This window comes from Pseudomonas sp. A, assembly GCF_056270345.1.
Map to the genome: position 1 here is coordinate 3,640,519 of NZ_CM149873.1, position 20,455 is coordinate 3,660,973.

The window sequence follows — 20,455 nt, forward strand, 5'->3', positions numbered from 1 at the left end:
TCAATGGTCCAGGCCGCAGGCACGCAGCATGGTGCCGAGCTTGGTCTGTACTTCGTTCCATTCGGTGTCGGGGCTGGAGGCCTCGACGATGCCGGCGCCGGCGAACAGGCGCACGCGCTGGCCGTTGAAGGTGCCGCAGCGGATGGTCACTACCCACTCGCCGTTGCCCTGGGCGTCGCACCAACCGACCATGCCGGTGAACAGGCCGCGCTCGAAGGGTTCGACGAAACGGATCAACTGGCGGGCCCGCTCGGTGGGATAGCCGCACACGGCGGGGGTCGGGTGCAGGCGGCAGGCCAGTTGCAGGGCGTCGATATCGGCCGTGGCCAGTTCGCCCTCGATGCGGGTGGACAGGTGCCACAGCGCGGCAGTGCTGATCAGCGACGGCCGCTCGGGGACCTGCAGGCGGCTGCACAGTTCGCCGACGCGCTGGGCGATGTCCTCGGTGACCAGACGGTGCTCGTAGTGGTCCTTCTCCGACGCCTCCAGCCATTGCGCATTGGCGCGGTCGGCCTCAGGGTCGGCCATGCGCCGCACCGAGCCGGCCAGCGGGTTGCTGACGAACGCCGTGCCTTGCTTGTGCACCAGCAGCTCCGGGCTCACACCCAGCAGGGTGGCGCCATCGGCCAGGGGCACGCGGAAGTGGTAGCCCTCGCGGTTCAGTGCTTTCAGGTTGGCCTGCACCTGTGCCGGGTCCACGGGTGCGGCAAAGTGCAGTTCACGCTGCACCGAGAGCACGGCCTTGCGCACATCGCTGTGCTGGAAGTTGACGATGGCGTGGCGCACGGCGCGCTTGAAGCCGTGTTCGTCGGGGATGTTGGCCTGGCTGAGCAACGCCGGCAGTGCGCCGGCCTGGGCGGGAGCCGCGGTGCGCGCCTGCCAGGCATAGGCCTGGGGGACGTACAGGCTGCAAGCCTGGGTGGTGTCGAAGGGGATGGCGCCGACCACGATCGGGTTGTCCTGCCCCGCCTGGCGGGCGCGTTCGAAGGCCTGGTCGATGCTGCGCCGCAGTGCGCCGCCGGCCAGATGGCTTCCTTGCGCCGGGGTGTCGATACGCTCGCGCAGACCGCTGACGCTTAGTTCGCGGTCGCCGGATGTGAATGAAAAGCTCGAGTCCTCTTGGCTGAGCGGCACGGTGTCCCTGTCTTGCAAACGCAGGGTGCCTGTCTTCATGGGTAGCCTCCTTGGCGATGGGTGAGAAAGAAAACCTTGAAATATAATCATTCTCGTTAGTAAATATGAGGACGCGAAACACATGGATTTGTCAACCACGCGGGTAAGCGATGAGAGAGTTAACTTCGATGCAGGCCGCCTGTTGGATCGGGCGGGATGCACATGCGGCACTGGGTGGCGTCAGCGCTCACCTGTATGCCGAGTTCGATGGCCAGGCCATCGATGTGGCGCGCCTGACGGGCGCACTTGAGGGGCTGTACCGGGCGCATCCGATGCTCAGGCTGCGCATCGACGGTCAGGGGCGGCAGAGCATCAACGAGGCGCTGTGCGCCCAGCTGGAGCTGGAGGATTTCAGCCACCTGGACGGGTCGGCCGTGGAGCGGCGCCTGCTGGAGAAACGTCGCCAGTGGAGCCACCAGCGCCTGGACCTGAATGTCGGCCAGGGCGCACGCTTCGGCCTCAGCCTGCTGCCGGGCAATGCCAGCCGGCTGCATGTGGACACCGACATGATCGCGGTGGACCCGTCGAGCTTCCGGGTACTGATGGAAGACCTGGCCCGGCTGTACGACACCCCTGGAACCGTGCTGCCGACCACGCCGAGCTACTTCGACTGGCTGGACCAGGTGCGTGCCGATGCCGACCTGCGCGCCGCCCGCAGCCGTGACCGCGGCTGGTGGCGAGCACGCCTGGCGCATATCGCCCCGGCGCCCTCATTACCCTTGCTCCCGCCAGGGCCGGCGCGCAGCGAGCGCCTTGCCGCCCGGCTCGAACCTGCCCAGTACCGCGCCTTGCAGCAGGCGGCGCGGGCGCAGCGGATCACTTCGTCGGCGTTGCTGCTCGGGCTGTTCGCCAGCGCCTTGGGCGAACACACCGGGGACCGCCGCCTGCGCCTGAACGTACCGGTGTTCTGGCGCGAGCCGGTGCTGGAGCCGGTGCAACGGATCGTCGGCGAGTTCGCCAACCTGGTGCTGGTCGATGTCGACTTCACCGGCGTCACCAGCCTTGCCGCGCTGTGCCAGGACCTGCACCGGCAATTGGTCGAGCGCCTGGCGCACAGCGCCTATCCGGGCGTGGACCTGATGCGCGACCTGTCGCGCCATCACGGCACGCCGCAATTGGCGCCGGTAGTCTTTACCGCAGGGCTGGACCTGCCCGGTGGCGAGCTGTTCTCCGAGCGCGTGGGCCGGGTGTTCGGGCCGATGGACTGGGTGATCTCCCAAGGTCCGCAGGTGGCACTGGACGCGCAGGTGGTCCAGGTCGATGGCGGTCTGCTGGTCAACTGGGATGTGCGCCTGGACGCACTGCCGGCGGATTGGGTCCAGGCGCTGTTCGAGCGCTTCATTGCCTTGGCCGTGGCGGTGGCTGCCGACACGGGCGCGCTGCAACAGCCTTTGGCGATCGCGGCCAGCCGGGATTGTCCCTTGAACGCCTTGCAGCAGGCCTACCTGCTGGGGCGAGGCGAACATCTGCCGCTGGGCGGCGTGGCCATGCAGGAGTTTCGCGAGTATCGCGGGCGCATGGACCTGGCGCTGCTGCGCAGCCGCCTTACGGACATGGTGCGCCGCCACGACAGCCTGCGCACCCGCATCGACGCCCAGGCGCTGACCCAGTCGGTAAGCGACCAGGTGCAGGTCAACCTGGAGGTGATCGACCTGCACGCCTTGACGGCCGAGCAGGCCCAGGCACAGCTCGACGTTCGTCGTGAGGTCTACGCCCATGCGCTGTCCGACCTTGCCGGGCCGCCCTGGAATGTTACCGCCTTCCAGCTGCCGCAGGGCGAGCTGGTGGTGTTCGTGCGCTTCGATGCGCTGATCCTCGATGGACGCTCCATCGCTACCCTGATGGTCGAACTGTTCGACGGGCACTGCCAGCCGCTGACCGCCAGCGAGCCGACGGCGGCTGTTAACGACCAAAGCGAGGTGCGCAAAGCCGATGCCGAGTATTGGAAGTCAAAGCTGGCCGAGGTTGATGGCGCGCCACGGCTACCGTGGCGCTGCGCTCTGGACAAGGTCGGCGTGGCCCGGTACGCACGCCAGCGTCAGGTGATCCCGGCCCCGGCGTTCAAGGCGCTGAGCCGCGCCGGTGCGCGCGAGGGGCTGTTCAAGAACTCGACGATCATGGCCGTGGTACTGGAAGTGCTCGGCCACTGGCTCGATGAGGGCAGCCTGTGCGTGGCGGTGCCGGTGGCGCCGCCCCAGGACGGCGCGTTCGCCAACCGTTCCAGCTTTATCGCCCTCGATTGGCAACACCGCCTGCCCACGCTCGCCGAGCGCGCCAAGCGCCTGCAGGCCGATGTGCTGGAGGGGCTGCAGCACCTGGCGTTCTCCGGCGTGGACCTGGCCCGCCTGCTGTACGACAGCAACGGCCCGGGCCCGGCACTGCCGGTGGTGTTGACCAATGGCCTGTCCTGGCCGGTGGGCGCGGTCGATGGTCCGATGACCTTGAGCGCGGGCCTGACCCAGACGCCCCAGGTGGCCATGGACATCCGCTTCTGCAACACCGCCGAGGGAGGCCTGGCGTTCGAGATCGACTATGCCCGCGAAGCGGTCGATGGCCGCTGGGTCGTACAGTTGCTCGCGGCCCTTGGCCAGGCGGTGGAGCAGTTGGCCGGGCAGGCTGCCTTCGAAATTCATGCACGGCAGTTCATCGACCTTGGTCACTACCGCCTGAACAGCACCGAGGCGCAGGCCGAACCTGTCGACATCCTCGGGCGCATCGCCCACAACCTGTTCGGCCCGGACAATGGGCGCATTGCCTTGCTGCACGGCGAGCGGCGGATCAGCTACGCCGAACTGGGCGAGGGCGTCGCCCGTATCGCCCAGGCTTTCAAGGCCCGGGGCCTGCAGCCTGGCCAAGTGGTCGCGATCTGCCTGCCGCGCGGCCCCGAGCACAGCATGACGACCCTGGCCTGCGCCCTGAGCGGGCTGGTCTGGGTGCCGATCGACGCGGCGGCGCCCGAGGAGCGCCTGCGCTACCTGCTGGACAACTGCCAGCCGGCGCTGGTGGTCGACGCAGTCGGTCCACTGCTGGCGAGTCCGCCGGCAACCCTGGACCTGGGTGGCCTGGCGGCCTTGTCGGCCAGCAGCGCGCCGGCCTACTACCTCTATACCTCTGGCACCACCGGCAAGCCCAAGTGCGTGGTGCTGAACAACCGCGCCACCGCCAACGTCATCGGCAGCACCCTGGCACAGTGGCAGGTCAGTCGCGACGATGTGTTCATCTCGGTGACACCGCTGCACCACGACATGTCGGTGTTCGACGTGTTCGGCAGCCTCTGCGCCGGGGCGACGCTGGTACTGCCCGAGCCCGGCGAGGAAAAGGACGCGCTGCGCTGGAACCAGCTGGTCACGCAGCACGGCGTGAGCCTGTGGTGTTCGGTGCCGGCCATCCTCGAAATGCTCCTGGCCTGCCGCCAGGGCGATGGCTTGCGCAGCCTGCGCCTGCTGGCCCAGGGCGGCGACTACATCAAGCCGGCGGTGATCGCTGAGCTGCGCGAGCAGTTGCCGGCGGCACGGCTGGTGTCCCTTGGCGGGCCGACCGAGACCACCATCTGGAGCATCTGGCACGAGATCGGCGACCAGGACCGCGCCAGGGTGCCCTATGGCCGACCACTGCCGGGCAACCGCTACTGGCTGCTGGACGAGCACGGCGAGCATTGCCCGCAGGGCGTCGCCGGGCGTATCCACACCAGTGGGGTGGGCCTGGCCCTGGGCTACCTGCAGGACGGCGAACTGGTGCAGAACGACTTCGTCAGCGTGCGCGACGAGCACGGTGCGCCGGTGCGGGCTTTCCGTACCGGCGACCGTGGCCGCTATCGCGAGGACGGCGTGCTGCTGTTCGACAGCCGGGTCAATGGCTATGTGAAGGTGCGCGGCGTGCGCGTGTCGCTGCCGGACATCGAGATCGAGCTGATCCGCCATCCGGCGGTGCAGCAGGTGCTGGTGGTGGACTATGGCGACACGCAACAGGGCGAGGCCTGCATCGGCGCGCTCTATGTGCGGCGCAACGGCGCGCCGCCCGGCGCCGTGGCGCTACGCGAGCATGCCCGGGCGCTGCTGGCGCAGTCCCACGTGCCCACGCGCTTCATCGAGGTGGCCGAGTTGCCGTTGACGGCCAACGGCAAGCCGGACCGCCGCCGCGCCCGCACGTTGCTGGAAGGCGAAACCGAGCAGGCGCCGGCAGCGACGCCCAGTGACCCGCAGCGTTGCGCCAAGGTGCTGGCGATCTACCAGCAGGTGCTCGGTGCCACGCAGCCGGCCTTGGACTTCCTCGCCATGGGCCTGCGCCCGCAGCACCTCAAGCCCCTGGCGGCACGCCTGGGCGAGGCCTTTGCGGTGCGCTTGTCGCCCGCACAGTTGCTGGCGTGCCGCACGGTCGAAGACGTCGAACGCCTGCTCGCCGCCACGCCTGCCTGAATCAACCGCCCTGGGTCGCACCCAGGGCGCCATCCGTAGTTTTTGGGAAATCATCGAGCATATGGACATAGCAACCGTAGACATCGCCGGCATCGGCGTCGGACCGTTCAACCTGGGCCTGGCCGCGCTGCTGTCGCGCCACCCGGACCTGCGCTGCGCGTTCCTCGAGCGCAAGGCGGAATTTCGCTGGCACGAGGGGCTGCTGCTGCCGGGCACCACCTTGCAGGTGCCGTTCCTCGCCGACCTGGTGACCCTGGCCGACCCTTGCCACCCGTTGAGCTATCTCAACTACTTGCACCAGCACGACCGGTTGTTCCAGTTCTACTACTACGACCACTTCCAGGTGCCCCGGCGCGAATACGATCACTATTGCCGCTGGGCCGCGCGCCAGCTGCCAGCCTGCCACTTCGGCGAAGAGGTCACCGGGGTGCGCTACGATGGCGGCAGCGAGCGCTTCGTCATCGACAGTGTGTCGGTGTCGGGCCTGGAGCGGCGCTACAGCAGCCGCGACCTGGCCATCGGCCTCGGCACCCGGCCGTGGCTGCCGGCCTGGGCGCGCGCGCGCAGCCAGGCACCGGTGCTGCACTCTGCGGAGTTCGGCAAGCGCCAGGCCGAACTGGAGCAGTGCCGGCGCGTGGTGGTGGTCGGCTCCGGGCAGAGCGCGGCGGAGTGCGTGCTGGCCCTGTTCAATGCGTTGACGCCGGAGCAGGTGGAGGCGGGGGCGTCGATCCACTGGATTACTCGGTCGGGGGGCTTCCATCCCATGGAGTACTCCAAGCTTGGCCAGGAGTGCTTCACCCCGGCCTACATGAACTACTTCCACACCCTGGACCGCGACAAGCGCCGCGAGATCGTCGCGGAGCAGGGCCTGCTGTACAAGGGCATCAGTTTCTCCACCATCGGCGCAATCTACGACCTGATCTACGAGCGTTCCATCGGCGGGCGCGAGCCGGGGCTGACGTTGTTGTCCAACTGCGACGTGGAGACGGTCGAGGACCTGGCCTCGGCGGGCCTGCGCATGACCTTCCGCCACCGCCAACTGGACCAGCGGGCGACGCTGGAAACCGATGCGATCGTCGCGGCGACCGGCTATGCCCATGCCTGGCCGCAGTGGTTCGAGCAGCTCAAGGGCACGGTGCTGGCCACCGACGCGCACGGTGACTGCATCGTCGGTGAGGATTTCACCGCACAGCGTTGCGATGGCGGCAGTGGCCGGGTGTTCGTGCAGAACGCGGAGATCTTCCAGCATGGCGTCGGCTCGCCGGACCTGGGTCTGGGGCCGGTGCGCAATGCGGTGATCCTCAACCAGTTGCTGGGCCGGGCGCAGTACCGGGTGCCGCAGCGGTCGTCGTTCCAGCTCTACGGGTTGCCGCAGGACTGAGCCATGGGGCTGCTTCGCAGCCCTTTCGCGGCACAAGGCCGCTCCTACAGGGGAACGCGTACCTCTCTCTGTAGGAGCGGCCTTGCGCCGCGAAAGGGGCGCAAAGCGCCCCCGGGGTGCTACAACACCACGTCGCCCAGCGCCCGCCGGCCGGCATCCACCTCGGCAAATACCCCGAACGCCGCCGAAATCATCGCGCACAGGCGCTCGACCTGGACAGCGCTGTAGCGATCACTGCGGTAGGTGACCACCAGTCGCAGCGAGCGCTGGCCGTCGAACACATCCTCCATGATCTCGAACTGCAGGCCGAACATCGACTCGCTCTTGTCCGGGTCGATCTGCTTGTAGCGGATCGCCTGGCCCTCGGGCGTGCGCAGGGCGCCATTGAGGGCGTTGTTGGCGTGGATCTGCACGTACACATCGAACATCAGGCCCTCGGCGGGCGTCATGCCCAGTGCCTGCTGGATGGTCTCCATGGGCACGTCGGCATAGGCCATCGAGTCGTTGATCATCCGCGTCACATCGCCCAGCAGCTCACCCAGCGACTGCTCGGGGGCGAACTGCACACGGTGGGCGACCATGGTGGTGAAGTAGCCGACGGTGTCGAAGAACGCCGGATCCGTACGCCCCGAGGCCGAGGTGCCGATCACCAGGTCCGAGAGGTTGCCGAGCTTGTGCAGCGACAGGGCGATGGCGGTATAGATCACGCTGAACAGCGATGATTGGTGCTGCCGGGCACTGGCGCCGAGTTGCTCCAGCACGCCGGGTTCGGGGCGCAGTTCCAACCAGCGTGCGCGTGTGGTGGCTTGTTCGGCGGGAACGCTCGGGGCGTCGGCGCAGGCGGGCAGGGCAAGGCCACGGGTGGCGTCGCGCAGCAGCTCGGTCCAGTACGCCAGGTGGCGCGGGTTCGGGCCCTGGACACTCTGGGCGAGGGCGAATTCGTGGAAGGTGCGCGCCGGCGCCGGCCATTGCGGCGCCCGGTCCTGGGCACGGGCCAGGTAGGCCTCGGCCAGTTCGGCCATGATCACGTTCAGCGACCACTCGTCGATGGCCATGTGATGGACCAGGAACGACAGCACCTGGTGGCCGCTGTGCGGGTCACGCAGCAGACGCAGCCTCAGCGGCAGCTCGCGGGCCAGGTCGAAGCGGTGCTTGGCCTCGCTGGCAAGGCTTGCCCCGGTGCTCTCGGCGCTGCTCCAGAACCACTTGTAGCGGCCCAGTTCGGCCAGCGGCACGATGCGCTGGCAGGCGCTGTCGCCTTCGCCATGGTAGGTGGTGCGCAGGCTGGCGTGGCGCTCCAGCAGGTCAGTGAAGGCCTGTTGCAGCAGCACTTCGTCCACCGGGTCGTGGAAGTCCAGGGCAAAGGGCAAGTTGAAAATGGTGCCGTAGTCGAAGGCCGCGCAGGCGCGCCACAACGATGCCTGGGCCAGGGCCATTGGCGCCTGCTGGATATCCCCGGCCTGATCGCTGGCCTGGTTGGCTTGCCCTTGGCTCAGCTTGGCGCGGGTGGCCAGCGCCGACGCGCTGGGCGAGGCGAAAAAGTCGCTGAAGCGCAGTTCGATACCGTGCTCGCCCTGCAGGCGACCGATGATCCGCGTGGCCAGCAGCGAGTGGCCGCCCATGTCGAAGAAGTCGTCGTGCAGGGTCATGCCAGGCTCCGCCAGTGCCTGGCGGAACGCGTCGAGGATGCGTTGCGCGATGTCCGTCGAGGGCGCCTGCGACAGCGGTTCGAGCAGCAGTGGCTGGTCGCCGGCCTGGGCGTCGTATTCGGCGCGGATGCGTTCGAGCAAGGCTTGTGGCGACTGGCGCAGCACCGCATGGCAGAGCAGGCCGAGCGCGGCCTGCTGTTCGCCGGCCAGCAGCAGGGCCTCGAACGGCGGCTGCCTGGTGGAATCCCAGGGCGCCACCTGGCGCGCCCGCAGCAGGGCGTCCATGCCCTCGGCCGCGCTCCGCTCGATGCGCAGGCACGGGTACCAGCCGGGTTCCTGGGTCTTGTACAGGTCGCCGTCGTCGCTGAAGTGGTAGCGGCTGTTCAGGCCCGGCGTGGCTTCGACCACCGCCTGCACGGCCAGGGCCAGCAGCGACAGGTCGGCCCGGGGGCCAAGGCGCCAGGCGCCCAGTTGCCGGTGCAACCGCTCGGGTTGCTGCTGCTGGGCGAACCAGGCGAGTTCCTCGTGTTCGTCAAGGACCTGGGGCGAGGGTGGGGTGGTGTTGCGTTCCAACATAGCTAGCTTCCTGCTGTTCGATCGTTCAAGGCCCGCGTCGGCCTCACTGCCATCCATGGATCGCGGTGAGTGGCCGCGCAGAGGGGTTGCACCACCGGGGTGCATTGCGTGAATCCCGGGGATTCGTTATGGTGTGAAAGATGCAAATAATTATCATCTAGATTGGCGCACGTCAAAGCAAGCCGTCTGGAATGCACCACGCTCAGGGAGAGGTACCGTGGACAACGGAACGTTCGCGCTTCGTCAGCAGCTGCACCAGCTGTATCAGGATCATCACGGCTGGCTGTGCGACCTGCTGCGGCGCAAGCTCGGCAACTCGGTGGACGCGGCGGACCTGGCCCACGACATCTACCTGCACCTGATGAACAAGGGCCAGGTGCCCAGCGCCGAGCAGTCGCGCTGCCACCTCACGCAGATCGCCAACGGCAAGGTCATTGACCTGTACCGCCGTCGTCAGCGCGAAACCCGCTACCTCGAAGACCATGGCCTGCTGCCCGAGCCACGGGTGCCGTCGGAGGAGGCGCGGGCGTTGGTGGTCGAGGCCCTGGGGGCAATCGACAGCGCCCTGCAGCGGCACTCGCCCAAGGCGCGCCAGGCCCTGTTGCTGTGCCGCCTCGACGGCATGGCCCATCGCGCCATCGCCGCCGAGCTGCGGGTTTCGGTGTCCTCGGTGGAAAAATACATCGCCGCCGGCCTGCGCACCTGCAGGCGCTACCGGCTGGGCGGCGCCTGAGCGTGCGCAGATTTTCTTGCGGGTTTGACCGCCTCGTGCGGAATACAGGTTGAGAAGGACACGCGGGCAGGGCGCCCCTGGGACGGCCCGGCCCGCCCCTCGTGCTGAAAAGGAGCATTCATGAGTGTTGAACAAGGGGTGGCGGAATCGTCCGCCCGTGGGCCGGTCGCCGCAGTGCTTGCGCCGATACGCGGCCGATTGATCGTCGCCGGGCTGCTTGCCGCCCTGGGCGCCATGCTGACCCTGGCGCCCCTGGCGGCGATCGCCGAAGTCGCCCGGCTGGCCTTCGCCGGCGGGCAGGGCCTCGACCAGGCCTGGCCGGTCATCGCCGTGGGGCTGGGTTGCCTGTTTGCCGGCATGGCGCTGATCTCGCTGGGCGACCTGGTGGCGCACCTGGCCGACAACCACATCACCGGCACGCTGCGCCTGGCGATCATCCGCCGCCTGGCGCGGGTGCCGCTGGGCTGGTTCACCAGCCGCGCCTCGGGCGAGGTCAAGCAGGCCATGCAGGACGACATCGGCATCTTGCACAGCCTCACCGCGCACTTCTATACCACTCTCGGACGCAGCGCCGGGGCGGTGCTGGCCTCGATCGTCTACCTGTTCGCCATGGACTGGCGCATGGCGATCGTGTCGATGCTGCCGTTCCCGCTGTTCTTCCTGTTCTTCGCCCGCGCCCACCAGGCCAGCGCCCGCAACATGCAGGCCTTCGGCGCCGGCATGGGGCGGATCAACCAGGCGGTGGTCGAGTTCGTCAACGGCATCCCGGTGGTCAAGGCCTTCGGTGGCCAGCGCAAGGCCCATGGCAGCTACCGCGAGGCGGTGGACGCCTTCGCCGCGGCCTTCACTGACTTCACCCGGCCGCTGGTCAGCGCCATGGCCAACGCCAACGCAATGATCGCCCCGGTGTCGGTGCTTGGCGTGGTGCTGGCGTTCGGCACCCTGTTCGTCGGCCTGGGTTGGATCACCCCGGTTCAGGTGCTGCCGTTCGCCCTGGTGGCGCCGGGCATCTGCGCACCGTTGCTGTTGCTGGCCTACATCACCCACGACCTGAACAACGCCACCGGCGCCGCCCAGCGCGTGCAGGCGCTGCTGCGCACGCCGGTGCTGGAGACCGACGACCAGGGCGCCGGCAAGCTGCCGGCCAATGCTCGGATCGAAGTGCAGGGCCTGGGCTATCACTATGACCCGCGCAATCCGGTGCTGAGCGAGGTGTCGTTCAACCTCGAGCCCGGCACGGTGACGGCGGTGGTCGGTGCCTCGGGGGCCGGCAAGTCGACCCTGGCGCGCCTGCTGCTGCGTTTCTTCGACCCCAGCGCCGGACGCATCACCCTGGGCGGCGTCGACCTGCGCCAGATCGACAGCGCCCAGCTGTACCGACGCATCGGCTTCGTCCTGCAGGACGTGCGCCTGATCCATGCCAGTGTGCGCGAGAACATCGCCCTGGGCCGGCCTTCGGCGAGCCAGGAGCAGATCGAGGCGGCGGCACGGATCGCCAACATCCACGAGCGCATCCTCGCCCAGCCACGCGGCTACGACGCGGTGATCGGCGAGGACGTGCAGTTCTCCGGCGGCGAGCTGCAACGGCTGAGCATCGCCCGCGCCGTGCTGCTCGACCCGCCGGTGCTGGTGCTCGACGAAGCCACCGCGGCGGCCGACGCCGAGAACGAAGTCAAGCTGCAACAGGCGCTGTCGCGCTTCGCCCAGGGGCGCACGCTGCTGGTGATCGCCCACCGCCTGGACACGGTGATGCACGCCGACCAGATCCTGGTGCTGGACCAAGGCACGGTTGCCGAGCGCGGCAATCATGACGAACTGCTGGCCCGGCGTGGCCTGTACGCCCGCTTGTGGGCTGCCGGGGGTTATGCGAAGGCGCGGGCGACCGCACAGGTGGAGGAGCACTGATCATGCTGGGGATTTTCGTTCGACTGCTCGGCGCCGACGCCGTGTTCCTGCGCCGCTACCTGCGCCTGGCACTGGTGTATGGCGTGCTGTGCGGGCTGACCATCGTCACCCTGGTGCCGATCCTGCGTCACCTGCTGGGCAACCAGCTGGAAGCCGCCGGCCAATGGCTGGCGCTGCTGGCCGTGGGCGTGGTGGTGTGCTGGTACCTGCGCCGGCGGGTGGAGAAGGCCGGCATCGCCGTGGGCATCGCGGTGCTGCGCGGCGGCCGCCAGCGCCTGGGCGAGCATGTCGGCACGCTGCCGGTGGGTTGGTTCAGCGCCGCCAATACCGCGCGCCTTAGCCATGTCACCACCCAGGGCATGATGGAGATCGCGCAACTGCCAGCCCACGTGTTCACGCCGCTGTTCACTGGGGTGGTGACGCCGCTGGTGATCCTCGTCGCGCTGTTGCTGGTCGACCTGCGCCTGGGCCTGGTGGCCCTGGTCAGCCTGCCGCTGCTGGCCCTGGTGATGCTGGCGACCATGCGCCTGGGCCAGCGTGCCGACCAGCGCTACCAGCGCGACACCGCGCAGACCAGCCAGCGCATGGTCGAGTTCGCCCAGGCGCAGTCGGTGCTGCGCGCCTTCAATGGCGAGCAGGGCGGCACGCGCTTCCTGGAGCAGGCCGTGGCCCAGCAACAGCAGGCGGCGCGCAAGCTGATCCAGCTCTCGGCGCTGTCGTCGGTGCTCAATGTCTGGGCAGTGCAGGCCAGCTTCGCCGCCTTGCTGGTGGTCGCCACGCTGTGGCTCGGCGAGCAGGCCGGCGCTGCCTTCGACAGCGCGACGGTGATCGCTACCCTGGTCGCGCTGGTGCTGGCGACCCGCTTCATCGATCCGCTGCTGGACGTGGCCGGCTACAGCGAGGTACTGCGTGGCACCCGTGGCCAGTTGCAGGCGGTGGCCGAGCTGCTGGCCGTCGAACCGCTGCCCGAACCCGCTGCGCCGCAGGCGCCGGCCGACGGTTCGGTGCAACTGGAACAGGTCGGTTTCCGCTACGGCGATGACCAACCCGAGGTGCTGCACGAAGTCAGCCTGGATATCGCGCCCGGCAGCATGACCGCACTGGTCGGCGCGTCGGGGTCGGGCAAGACCACCCTGGTGCGCCTGATCGCCCGGTTCTTCGATGTCACCCAGGGCCGGGTCAAGGTCGGCGGCGTGGATGTGCGGCAGATGTCCGCCGAACAGCTGGCCGGGCAGATCAGCCAGATCTTCCAGGACGCCTACCTGTTCCAGGGCAGCATCGCCGACAACATCCGCCTCGGCAAACCCGATGCCAGCGAGGCCGAGGTACTGGAGGCAGCGCGGCTGGCCGGGGTGCAGGAGATCCTCGAGCGCCTTCCCGAAGGCTTGCACACGCCGGTGGGCGAGGGCGGGGCGCGGCTGTCCGGCGGGGAGCGCCAGCGCATTTCGATTGCCCGTGCCTTGATCAAGGACGCGCCGATCCTGCTGATCGACGAGGCCACCGCGGCGCTGGATGCCGAGAACCAGGCGGCCATCGCCGAGGCGCTGGCACGGCTGCGCGGCAAGCGCACGCTGATCGTCATCGCCCACCAGCTGTCGACGGTGGCCATGGCCGACCAGATCGTGGTGCTGGACCAAGGGCGCATCCGCGAGCAGGGTGCCCATGCCCAGCTGGCTGCCGAAGGTGGGCTGTACGCGCACTTCCTTGAGCAGCGCCGGGCCGCCAAGGGCTGGCGTATCGGCGAGGCGGCGGGTGATGGAGTGACCGCTTGAGTCGGGTGCTGCTGCCAACGCTGTTGTTGCTGCTGTGTGGCGTTTCACTGATGGTCGGGGCCAGCCAGATGTCCTGGTCGGCCTTGTGGTCGGCCAGCGACGATGCCTGGCTGACCCTCACCGCCAGCCGCCTGCCACGCCTGGCGGCGCTGGTGCTGACCGGTGTCGGCCTGTCGATCTGCGGGGTGATCCTGCAGCAGATCGTGCGCAACCGCTTCGTCGAGCCGGCCACCTGCGGCGGACTCGACGCGGCCAAACTGGGCATCCTGGTGGCCCTGACCGTGCTGCCCGGGGCCGGGGCCAGCGGGCGCATGCTGTTCGCCCTGGTGTTCTGCCTGCTGGCGAGTCTGGTGTATGTGGCGATCATCCGCCGCATCCGCTTCACCAACCTGGTGCTGGTGCCGGTGATCGGCCTGATGTACGGCAGCCTGCTAAGCGCCATCGCCGAGTTCTACGCCTATCGCCACAACATCCTGCAGAGCATGCAGGGCTGGCTGCTGGGCGACTTCTCGCGGGTGATCGAGGGCAACTACGAGATCATCTACCTGATCCTGCCGATTGTCGTGCTCACCTACCTGTACGCCCAGCGCTTCACCGTGCTCGGCATGGGCGAGGGCATGGCCACCAGCCTCGGGCTCAACTACGCGGCCACCGCCATCCTCGGCCTGGTGCTGGTGGCGGTGACCGTGTCGGCCACGGTGATCACCGTGGGCGCGATTCCCTTCGTCGGCCTGGTGGTGCCTAACCTGGTGGCGCTGCGCTACGGCGAGAACCTCAAGCGCACCCTGCCCATCGTCGCCATGTGCGGCGCGGCGCTGCTGCTGGCCTGCGACATCCTCGGCCGGCTGCTGATCCACCCCTACGAAGTACCCATTGGCCTGACCGCCGGCAGTGTCGGTGGCGTGCTGTTCCTGTTGCTGATCCTGTGGAAGTGCAAATGATGCGCCGCGCCGCCTGGTTGTTGTTGCCGGCCCTGGCGCTGGCGTTCCTGCTGCTGGGCTCGGGCCTGGACTTCAGCTACGTGATCCCCAAGCGCCTGGTGCGCCTGGGCGCGATCGTCGTGGCCGGGGTGTGCATCGCCTTGTCCTCGGTGATCTTCCAGACCCTGGCCGGCAACCGCGTGCTGACCCCGGCGATCATGGGCTACGAAGGCATCTACCTGTTGTTCCAGGCCCTGCTGGTGCTGTGGCTGGGCACCGCCAGCGTGGCGCTGCTGGGCGCCCAGGGCAACGCGCTGCTGTCGATCGCGCTGATGCTCGGTTACTCGTGGCTGCTGCAACGCTGGCTGCTGCGCGAGGGGCGGGGTGATGTCTACCGCCTGTTGCTGCTGGGCCTGGTGCTGACCATGGTGCTGGGCACCTTCACCCAGTTCATCCAGCTCAAGACCAGCCCGGGAGAGTTCTCCATCCTGCAGAGCCTGGGCTACACCAGCTTCAACCGCGCCCAGCCGGCCCAGGTGCTGTACTCGGGCCTGCTGGTGGCGGCGGTGGCGCTGCTGGTGGCGCGCGGCACGCGGGTGCTCGACGTGCTGGCGCTGGGGCGCGACCAGGCCATCGCCCTGGGCCTGGACCATGGCCGCTGCCTGCGCCTGCAGATGGCGCTGATCGCCGTGCTGGTGGCGGTGTCCACCAGCCTGGTGGGGCCGACCGCGTTCATGGGCGTATTCGTCGCCAACATCGCCTACGCCCTGGCGCGCAGCGCCCGGCACCAGGTGACCCTGCCACTGGCCTGCGCAGTGGCCATCGGCATGTTCCTGCTCGCCCAGATGCTGGTCGAGCACCTGTTCAACTACCGGACCAGCGTGAGCATCCTCGTCAACCTGGTGTGCGGCGCGTACTTCCTCGCGCTGATGGTCCGCACCCGAGGCACCCCATGATCACCCTCGAACACCTGCACAAGGCCTACGGCGAGAAGACCGTGCTCGACGATGTGAGCCTGGCGTTTCCCGCAGGCCAGGTCACTTCGCTGATCGGCCCCAACGGCGCCGGCAAGAGCACCCTGCTGATGTGCATCGCCCGGCTGCTGCCGGCCAATCGCGGGCGGATCCTGCTCGACGGCCAGGACATCGGCCGCATCGCCATCGCCGACTACGCCCGCCGCGTGGCCACCCTGCGCCAGGTGCTGGACTTCAACCTGCGCCTGACCGTCGAGGAGTTGATCGCCTTTGGCCGCTTCCCGTACAGCCGCGGCCTGCTGACCGCCGACGACCAGCAGGTGATCGACGAGTCGCTGGATTTCCTGGGGCTGCAACCCCTGCGCGGGGCTTACCTCGACGAGCTCAGCGGCGGCCAGCGGCAGATGGCGTTCCTGGCCATGACCATCGCCCAGCGCACCGACCTGCTGCTGCTCGACGAGCCGCTGAACAACCTCGACATGAAGCACGCGGTGCAGATCATGCAGGCGATCCGCAGGCTCTGCGACGAGCAGGGGCGCACGGTGATCCTGGTGGTGCACGACATCAACTTCGCCGCCAACTATTCCGACCACATCGTCGCCATGAAGGGCGGCGCCGTGCACAGCCACGGGACGGTCGCCGAGGTGGTCACCCAGGCCAACCTGCGCGCGCTGTTCGGCCTGGCCTTCGAGATCCTGCCCAGCGCGCACGGTTTCGTCTGCAACTACTTCAACCCATCACTATCGAGAGAGCTGGTATGAACGGAATCTGCAAGATACTGCTGGCCGCCGCCGTGGCGGCTGCGTTGCCCGGCTGCGACCAGGCCCCGCCGGCACAGGCGCGCGCCGCCAGCGCCGACTACGCCCCGGTGAAGGTCGAGCACGCCCTGGGCACCACGCTGGTCGAACACCAGCCGCAGCGCGTGGTGGCCTTCGACATGAGCGAGCTGGACACCCTCGACCAACTCGGCGCGCCGGTGGTCGGCATCGCCAAGGACTATGTGGCGGGCTTCCTGGTCAAGTACCGCGACGACCCGCAGGTGGCCGATGTCGGCACCACCATCCAGCCCAACCTCGAGCGCCTGCATGCGCTCAAGCCCGACCTGATCCTGATTTCGCCGTTGCAGGCGCAGAGCTACCAGGAACTGAGCCAGATCGCCCCGACGGTGCACTATGACATCGACATGGACAACCGCCAGGGCAACGTCATCGACACCGCCAAGCAGCACTTGCTGACCGTCGGGCGGATCCTCGGCAAGGAAGAACGGGCCCGGGAAACCGCCGCGCGCATCGACGCCAAGGTGGCCCAGGTACGCCAGGTGACCGACGGGCGCCCGGAAAAGGCGCTGGTGGTGCTGCACAACAACGGCGCGTTCACCGCCTACGGTGTGCGCTCACGCTATGGCTTCATCTTCGACACCCTCGGGGTCAAACCGGCCAGCGACGACATGCAGGCCGGCCTGCACGGGCAGCCGATCTCCAACGAGTTCATTCACCAGGCCGACCCGGACATCCTCTACGTGATCGACCGCACCGCAGTAATGGAGCGCCGGGCCGCGCTGGACCGCGAGACCCTGGACAACCCGCTGCTGCGCCAGACCAAGGCGTGGAAAAACGGCCATGTGGTGTTCGTCGACCCGCAGACCTGGTACCTGTGCACGGCCAGCGTGACCTGCCTGGAGCGGGTAGCGGACGAAGTGGTGAAGGGGTATCAGGGCTGATCCTGCCATTTGACACACTCCCTGTAGGAGCGGCCTTGTGCCGCGAAAGGGCCGCAAAGCGGCCCCGGCGATCTTTGCGTCAACGCTGAAATCCTGGGGCCGCTGCGCAGCCCTTTCGCGGCACAAGGCCGCTCCTACACGGATAGTGGCCAAATGACTGTAATTTCTGTTGAGGGATTCACCGCCTCGTACGGAATGACTAATGAGAAACATTACCATTCCGTCCCAAAGGAACCCCTCATGTCGCCACTGCAATACCCCAAGGCCCCAAACCTGCCCCGCAGGGCCTTGCACATAACCCTGCTGCTGGGCATGGCCACCCTTGCCGGCAATGCCTTCGCGCAACCGCCACGCCCCACCTCCTCGGCGCAGCAACAGACCCCCGATGTGAAGGAAGAGGGCCTGACCCTGCCGGAAACACTGGTACAGGACACCCGCGACGCCCTCGGCGCTCCGCCGCCGGAATATGCCGGTGGCCAGGTCGGCTCAGGCAGCCGGCTCGGCCTGATGGGCAACAAGGACTTCAGCGAAACGCCGTTCAACGCCATCAGCTACACCAAGGAATACATCGAGAACCGCCAGGCCCAGGACATCGGCTCGGTGATCGGCGCCACCGATCCGTCGGTCTACGTGCCGAGCAAGCGCGGCATCTTCGAAACCTTCTTTATTCGTGGCCTCTACAGCACCGGCAACGACATTACCTTCAACGGCCTGCCGAGCATGGCGCCGAACATGCGCGGCTCCACCGAGCTGGCCGAGCGCATCGAAGTGCTCAAGGGCCCGTCGGCGCTGCTCAACGGCATGCCGCCCGACGGCAGCGTCGGCGGCAGCATCAATATCGTGCCCAAGCGAGCCGGCGACGAGCCCCTGGCCCGGCTGACCGCCTCCTACGAGTCCGACGGTCTGGCCGGCATGCATGCCGATATCGGCCGCCGCTTCGGCGACCAGAAGCAGTTCGGCGTGCGCTTCAACGGCGTCTACCGCGACGGCGACACCCCGGTGGACGACCAGCAGCACCGCATGCAGTTGTCGTCGCTGGCCCTGGACTGGCGCGGCGAGCGGGCGAGGGCGTCGCTGGACTACTACCACCAGCGCGAGCGCATGGACGGGGTCAACTATTTCGGTATCTCTTCGATCAGCCCCGGGGTGACCCACCTGCCCAAGGCCAAGAAGGGCGATCACTCGCTGGCTCCGGAGTGGGGCTACACCGTCAACGACACCGACACCGTGGTGCTGCGCGGCGAGTACGACCTCAACGACTCGCTCACCGCCTTTGCCGGCTGGGGCCATAGGGAAGGGGGCTACAACGCGCTGATGACCAGCGGCATGCTGCTCAATGATGCCGGCGACATCTCCGCCACGCCGATCCGCTCGGCCCGTGATGGCGAGCAGAAGTCCGGCGAAGTCGGCCTGCGCGGGCGTTTCGCCACCGGCCCCGTGGACCACGCCTGGTCGCTGGCGGCCACCCGCTACGACTCCGAGAACAGCTTCAAGGACAAGCGCCTGCCGACGCGCATCCTCACCAACTACTACAACCTGGACTACGGCCCGCGCCCGGAGATCGGCGAGTACGGCAATGTCACCTCGCGCATGCGCGCCCGGCTGAGCAGCGAAGCCTTGCTCGACACGATGTCGTTCCTCGATGACAAGGTGCAGTGGACCGTGGGCGCACGTCACCAGAACGTGCGAGCGTCGAACTACGACGGCAACCACCAGCGCACCTCCAAGGCCTACGATGAAAGCCGTGTATCGCCGGCCACGGCCCTGCTGGTCAAGGTCTCCGACGAGCTGTCGCTGTACGGCAACTACATCGAAGGCCTGAGCCAGGGCGGCATCGCGCCGGACAACGCGCGAAACGCGGGCGCGATCATGGCGCCGTACCAGACCAAGCAGTACGAGCTGGGCGCCAAGCTCGACCTGGGCACCTTCGCCCACACGGTCAGTGTCTACCAGGTGAAGAAGCCAAGCGCCTATACCGACCCGGCCACGCAGATCTACGGCGTGTACGGCGAGCAGCGCAACCGTGGCCTGGAATGGTCGTTCTTCGGCGAGCTCGAGCCGGGCCTGCGCCTGCTGGGCGGTGCGTCCTACACCAAGGCCGAGCTGACGAAATCGATACGCAAGGAAAACGAAGGCAACCAGGCCACCGGCGTGCCCAAGGTGCTGGCCAAGCTCGGCGTCGAGTACGACTTGCGCGCGCTTCCCGGCCTGACCCTGACCGGCAACGCCAACTATGCCGGCCGGCGCTACGCCACCGATGCCAACAACCTGTCGCTGCCGTCCTACACGATCTTCGACCTGGGCGCCCGCTACAGCCTGAAGATCTCGGACAAGCCGGTGACCTTGCGCGCTACCGTGCAGAACGTGGCCAACAAGGCCTACTGGATTGGTTCGTGGAATGGCGGTGATGGCAGTGGTTTGTCCGGTGGGCTGGGGACGCCGCGGTCGTTGTTGTTCTCTACCTCGGTGGATTTCTAGCCAATCCGCAGGCCGCGCTGGGTGGGAGCGGGCTAGTCCCGCGATCACCGGTGCCGGGCTATCCAAACCCTTGACGCAGGATAACTATTCACTATGATTGATTTTCAATCAAATCGCTGAAAGACTGCTCAGATCGCCAATAAAGGTGCTCATCACCAGCAGGCTCGCTTTCAGCCAAGCAAGTGAGGAGCGCCCATCATGGCGACCACCGTCAAAACCCGCTCTGTCACGGCTCACGTGCCGGTGCAACTCGCTGAAAAAGTCGATTTGCTGGCCGAGCGCCTGGAGCGCTCGAAGAACTGGATCGTCAAGCAGGCCCTGATTGCCTGGATAGACCAGGAAGAAGAGCGCAGCCGGCTGACTCGCGAGGCATTGGCCGATGTTGATGCCAACCGTGTGATCGACCATCAGGCCGTTCAGGCCTGGGCCGATAGCCTCGGCACGGACACACCATTACCCGTGCCCCGCTGATGGACTTGAAGTGGACCAGCAAGGCGCTCTCCGATATTGCCCGACTGTATGAGTTTCTTGCGGCGGTCAATAAGCCGGCTGCCGTGAGAACCGTTCAGCAACTTACCGGCGCTGCCTCCATGCTTTTGGCCAATCCGCGTATCGGTGAGCGTCTGGAAGAGTTCGAACCACGGGATGTGCGCCGGATCCAGATCGGCCACTACGAGATGCGTTACGAGATAGCGGACTCCACGCTCTTCCTGCTGCGGCTCTGGCACACCCGCGAGGATCGATAGCCCTACGCACCCT

At 67.6% G+C, this 20,455-nt stretch carries 14 protein-coding genes; 12 read left to right on the plus strand and 2 right to left on the minus strand.

The window, feature by feature from the left end; all coding sequences use genetic code 11:
* Complete coding sequence (locus AC0MAZ_RS16320; protein WP_475858553.1) at positions 1-1,173, minus strand: isochorismate synthase; 1,173 nt, start codon at positions 1,171-1,173, stop codon at positions 1-3.
* A gap of 128 nt (positions 1,174-1,301) precedes the next feature.
* On the opposite strand from AC0MAZ_RS16320, the gene AC0MAZ_RS16325 reads away from it, so the two are divergent.
* Together AC0MAZ_RS16325 and basC are read left to right on the plus strand one after the other, a co-directional pair.
* Complete coding sequence (locus AC0MAZ_RS16325) at positions 1,302-5,588, plus strand: amino acid adenylation domain-containing protein (protein WP_475858554.1); 4,287 nt, start codon at positions 1,302-1,304, stop codon at positions 5,586-5,588.
* Positions 5,589-5,649: 61 nt separating this feature from the next.
* A complete protein-coding gene (basC, locus tag AC0MAZ_RS16330; RefSeq protein ID WP_234561656.1) occupies positions 5,650-6,969 on the plus strand; it encodes a putative histamine N-monooxygenase in 1,320 nt (439 codons plus the stop codon).
* Between the two features lie 119 nt (positions 6,970-7,088).
* Here basC and AC0MAZ_RS16335 read toward each other — a convergent pair whose 3' ends face one another.
* Complete coding sequence (locus AC0MAZ_RS16335; RefSeq protein ID WP_475858556.1) at positions 7,089-9,194, minus strand: condensation domain-containing protein; 2,106 nt, start codon at positions 9,192-9,194, stop codon at positions 7,089-7,091.
* A gap of 217 nt (positions 9,195-9,411) precedes the next feature.
* On the opposite strand from AC0MAZ_RS16335, the gene AC0MAZ_RS16340 reads away from it, so the two are divergent.
* The 10 genes from AC0MAZ_RS16340 (at position 9,412) to AC0MAZ_RS16385 (ending at position 20,442) form a co-directional block, all read left to right on the plus strand.
* Positions 9,412-9,927 carry a sigma-70 family RNA polymerase sigma factor gene (locus AC0MAZ_RS16340; protein ID WP_232856213.1) on the plus strand — a complete coding sequence of 172 codons (516 nt, stop codon included), beginning with the start codon at positions 9,412-9,414 and terminating at the stop codon, positions 9,925-9,927.
* 120 nt (positions 9,928-10,047) lie between these two features.
* On the plus strand, positions 10,048-11,832 hold the full coding sequence (locus tag AC0MAZ_RS16345; protein WP_475858558.1) for an ABC transporter ATP-binding protein: 1,785 nt from the start codon (positions 10,048-10,050) through the stop codon (positions 11,830-11,832).
* A gap of 2 nt (positions 11,833-11,834) precedes the next feature.
* Positions 11,835-13,604 carry an ABC transporter ATP-binding protein gene (locus tag AC0MAZ_RS16350; protein ID WP_475858560.1) on the plus strand — a complete coding sequence of 590 codons (1,770 nt, stop codon included), beginning with the start codon at positions 11,835-11,837 and terminating at the stop codon, positions 13,602-13,604.
* A 50-nt stretch (positions 13,605-13,654) separates the two neighbouring features.
* The gene (locus tag AC0MAZ_RS16355; RefSeq protein ID WP_232856261.1) at positions 13,655-14,545 is read left to right on the plus strand and encodes an ABC transporter permease; all 891 of its coding nucleotides are present in this window, start codon (positions 13,655-13,657) and stop codon (positions 14,543-14,545) included.
* On the plus strand, positions 14,545-15,480 hold the full coding sequence (locus AC0MAZ_RS16360) for an iron chelate uptake ABC transporter family permease subunit (RefSeq protein WP_475861448.1): 936 nt from the start codon (positions 14,545-14,547) through the stop codon (positions 15,478-15,480). Before AC0MAZ_RS16355 ends, AC0MAZ_RS16360 begins: the two co-directional genes overlap by 1 nt.
* Positions 15,477-16,259, plus strand: coding sequence for an iron ABC transporter ATP-binding protein (locus AC0MAZ_RS16365; RefSeq protein WP_475858562.1), 783 nt, complete (start codon positions 15,477-15,479; stop codon positions 16,257-16,259). The genes AC0MAZ_RS16360 and AC0MAZ_RS16365 overlap by 4 nt, the downstream gene beginning before the upstream one ends.
* Positions 16,256-17,218, plus strand: a complete 963-nt coding sequence (locus tag AC0MAZ_RS16370; RefSeq protein WP_475858564.1) for a siderophore ABC transporter substrate-binding protein — start codon at positions 16,256-16,258, stop codon at positions 17,216-17,218. Before AC0MAZ_RS16365 ends, AC0MAZ_RS16370 begins: the two co-directional genes overlap by 4 nt.
* A 240-nt stretch (positions 17,219-17,458) precedes the next feature.
* The gene (locus AC0MAZ_RS16375) at positions 17,459-19,696 is read left to right on the plus strand and encodes a TonB-dependent receptor (protein WP_475858566.1); all 2,238 of its coding nucleotides are present in this window, start codon (positions 17,459-17,461) and stop codon (positions 19,694-19,696) included.
* Positions 19,697-19,894: 198 nt separating this feature from the next.
* Positions 19,895-20,167 carry a CopG family ribbon-helix-helix protein gene (locus tag AC0MAZ_RS16380; RefSeq protein WP_110737084.1) on the plus strand — a complete coding sequence of 91 codons (273 nt, stop codon included), beginning with the start codon at positions 19,895-19,897 and terminating at the stop codon, positions 20,165-20,167.
* The gene (locus tag AC0MAZ_RS16385) at positions 20,167-20,442 is read left to right on the plus strand and encodes a type II toxin-antitoxin system RelE/ParE family toxin (protein ID WP_050705773.1); all 276 of its coding nucleotides are present in this window, start codon (positions 20,167-20,169) and stop codon (positions 20,440-20,442) included. Before AC0MAZ_RS16380 ends, AC0MAZ_RS16385 begins: the two co-directional genes overlap by 1 nt.
* Positions 20,443-20,455 lie beyond the last annotated feature (13 nt).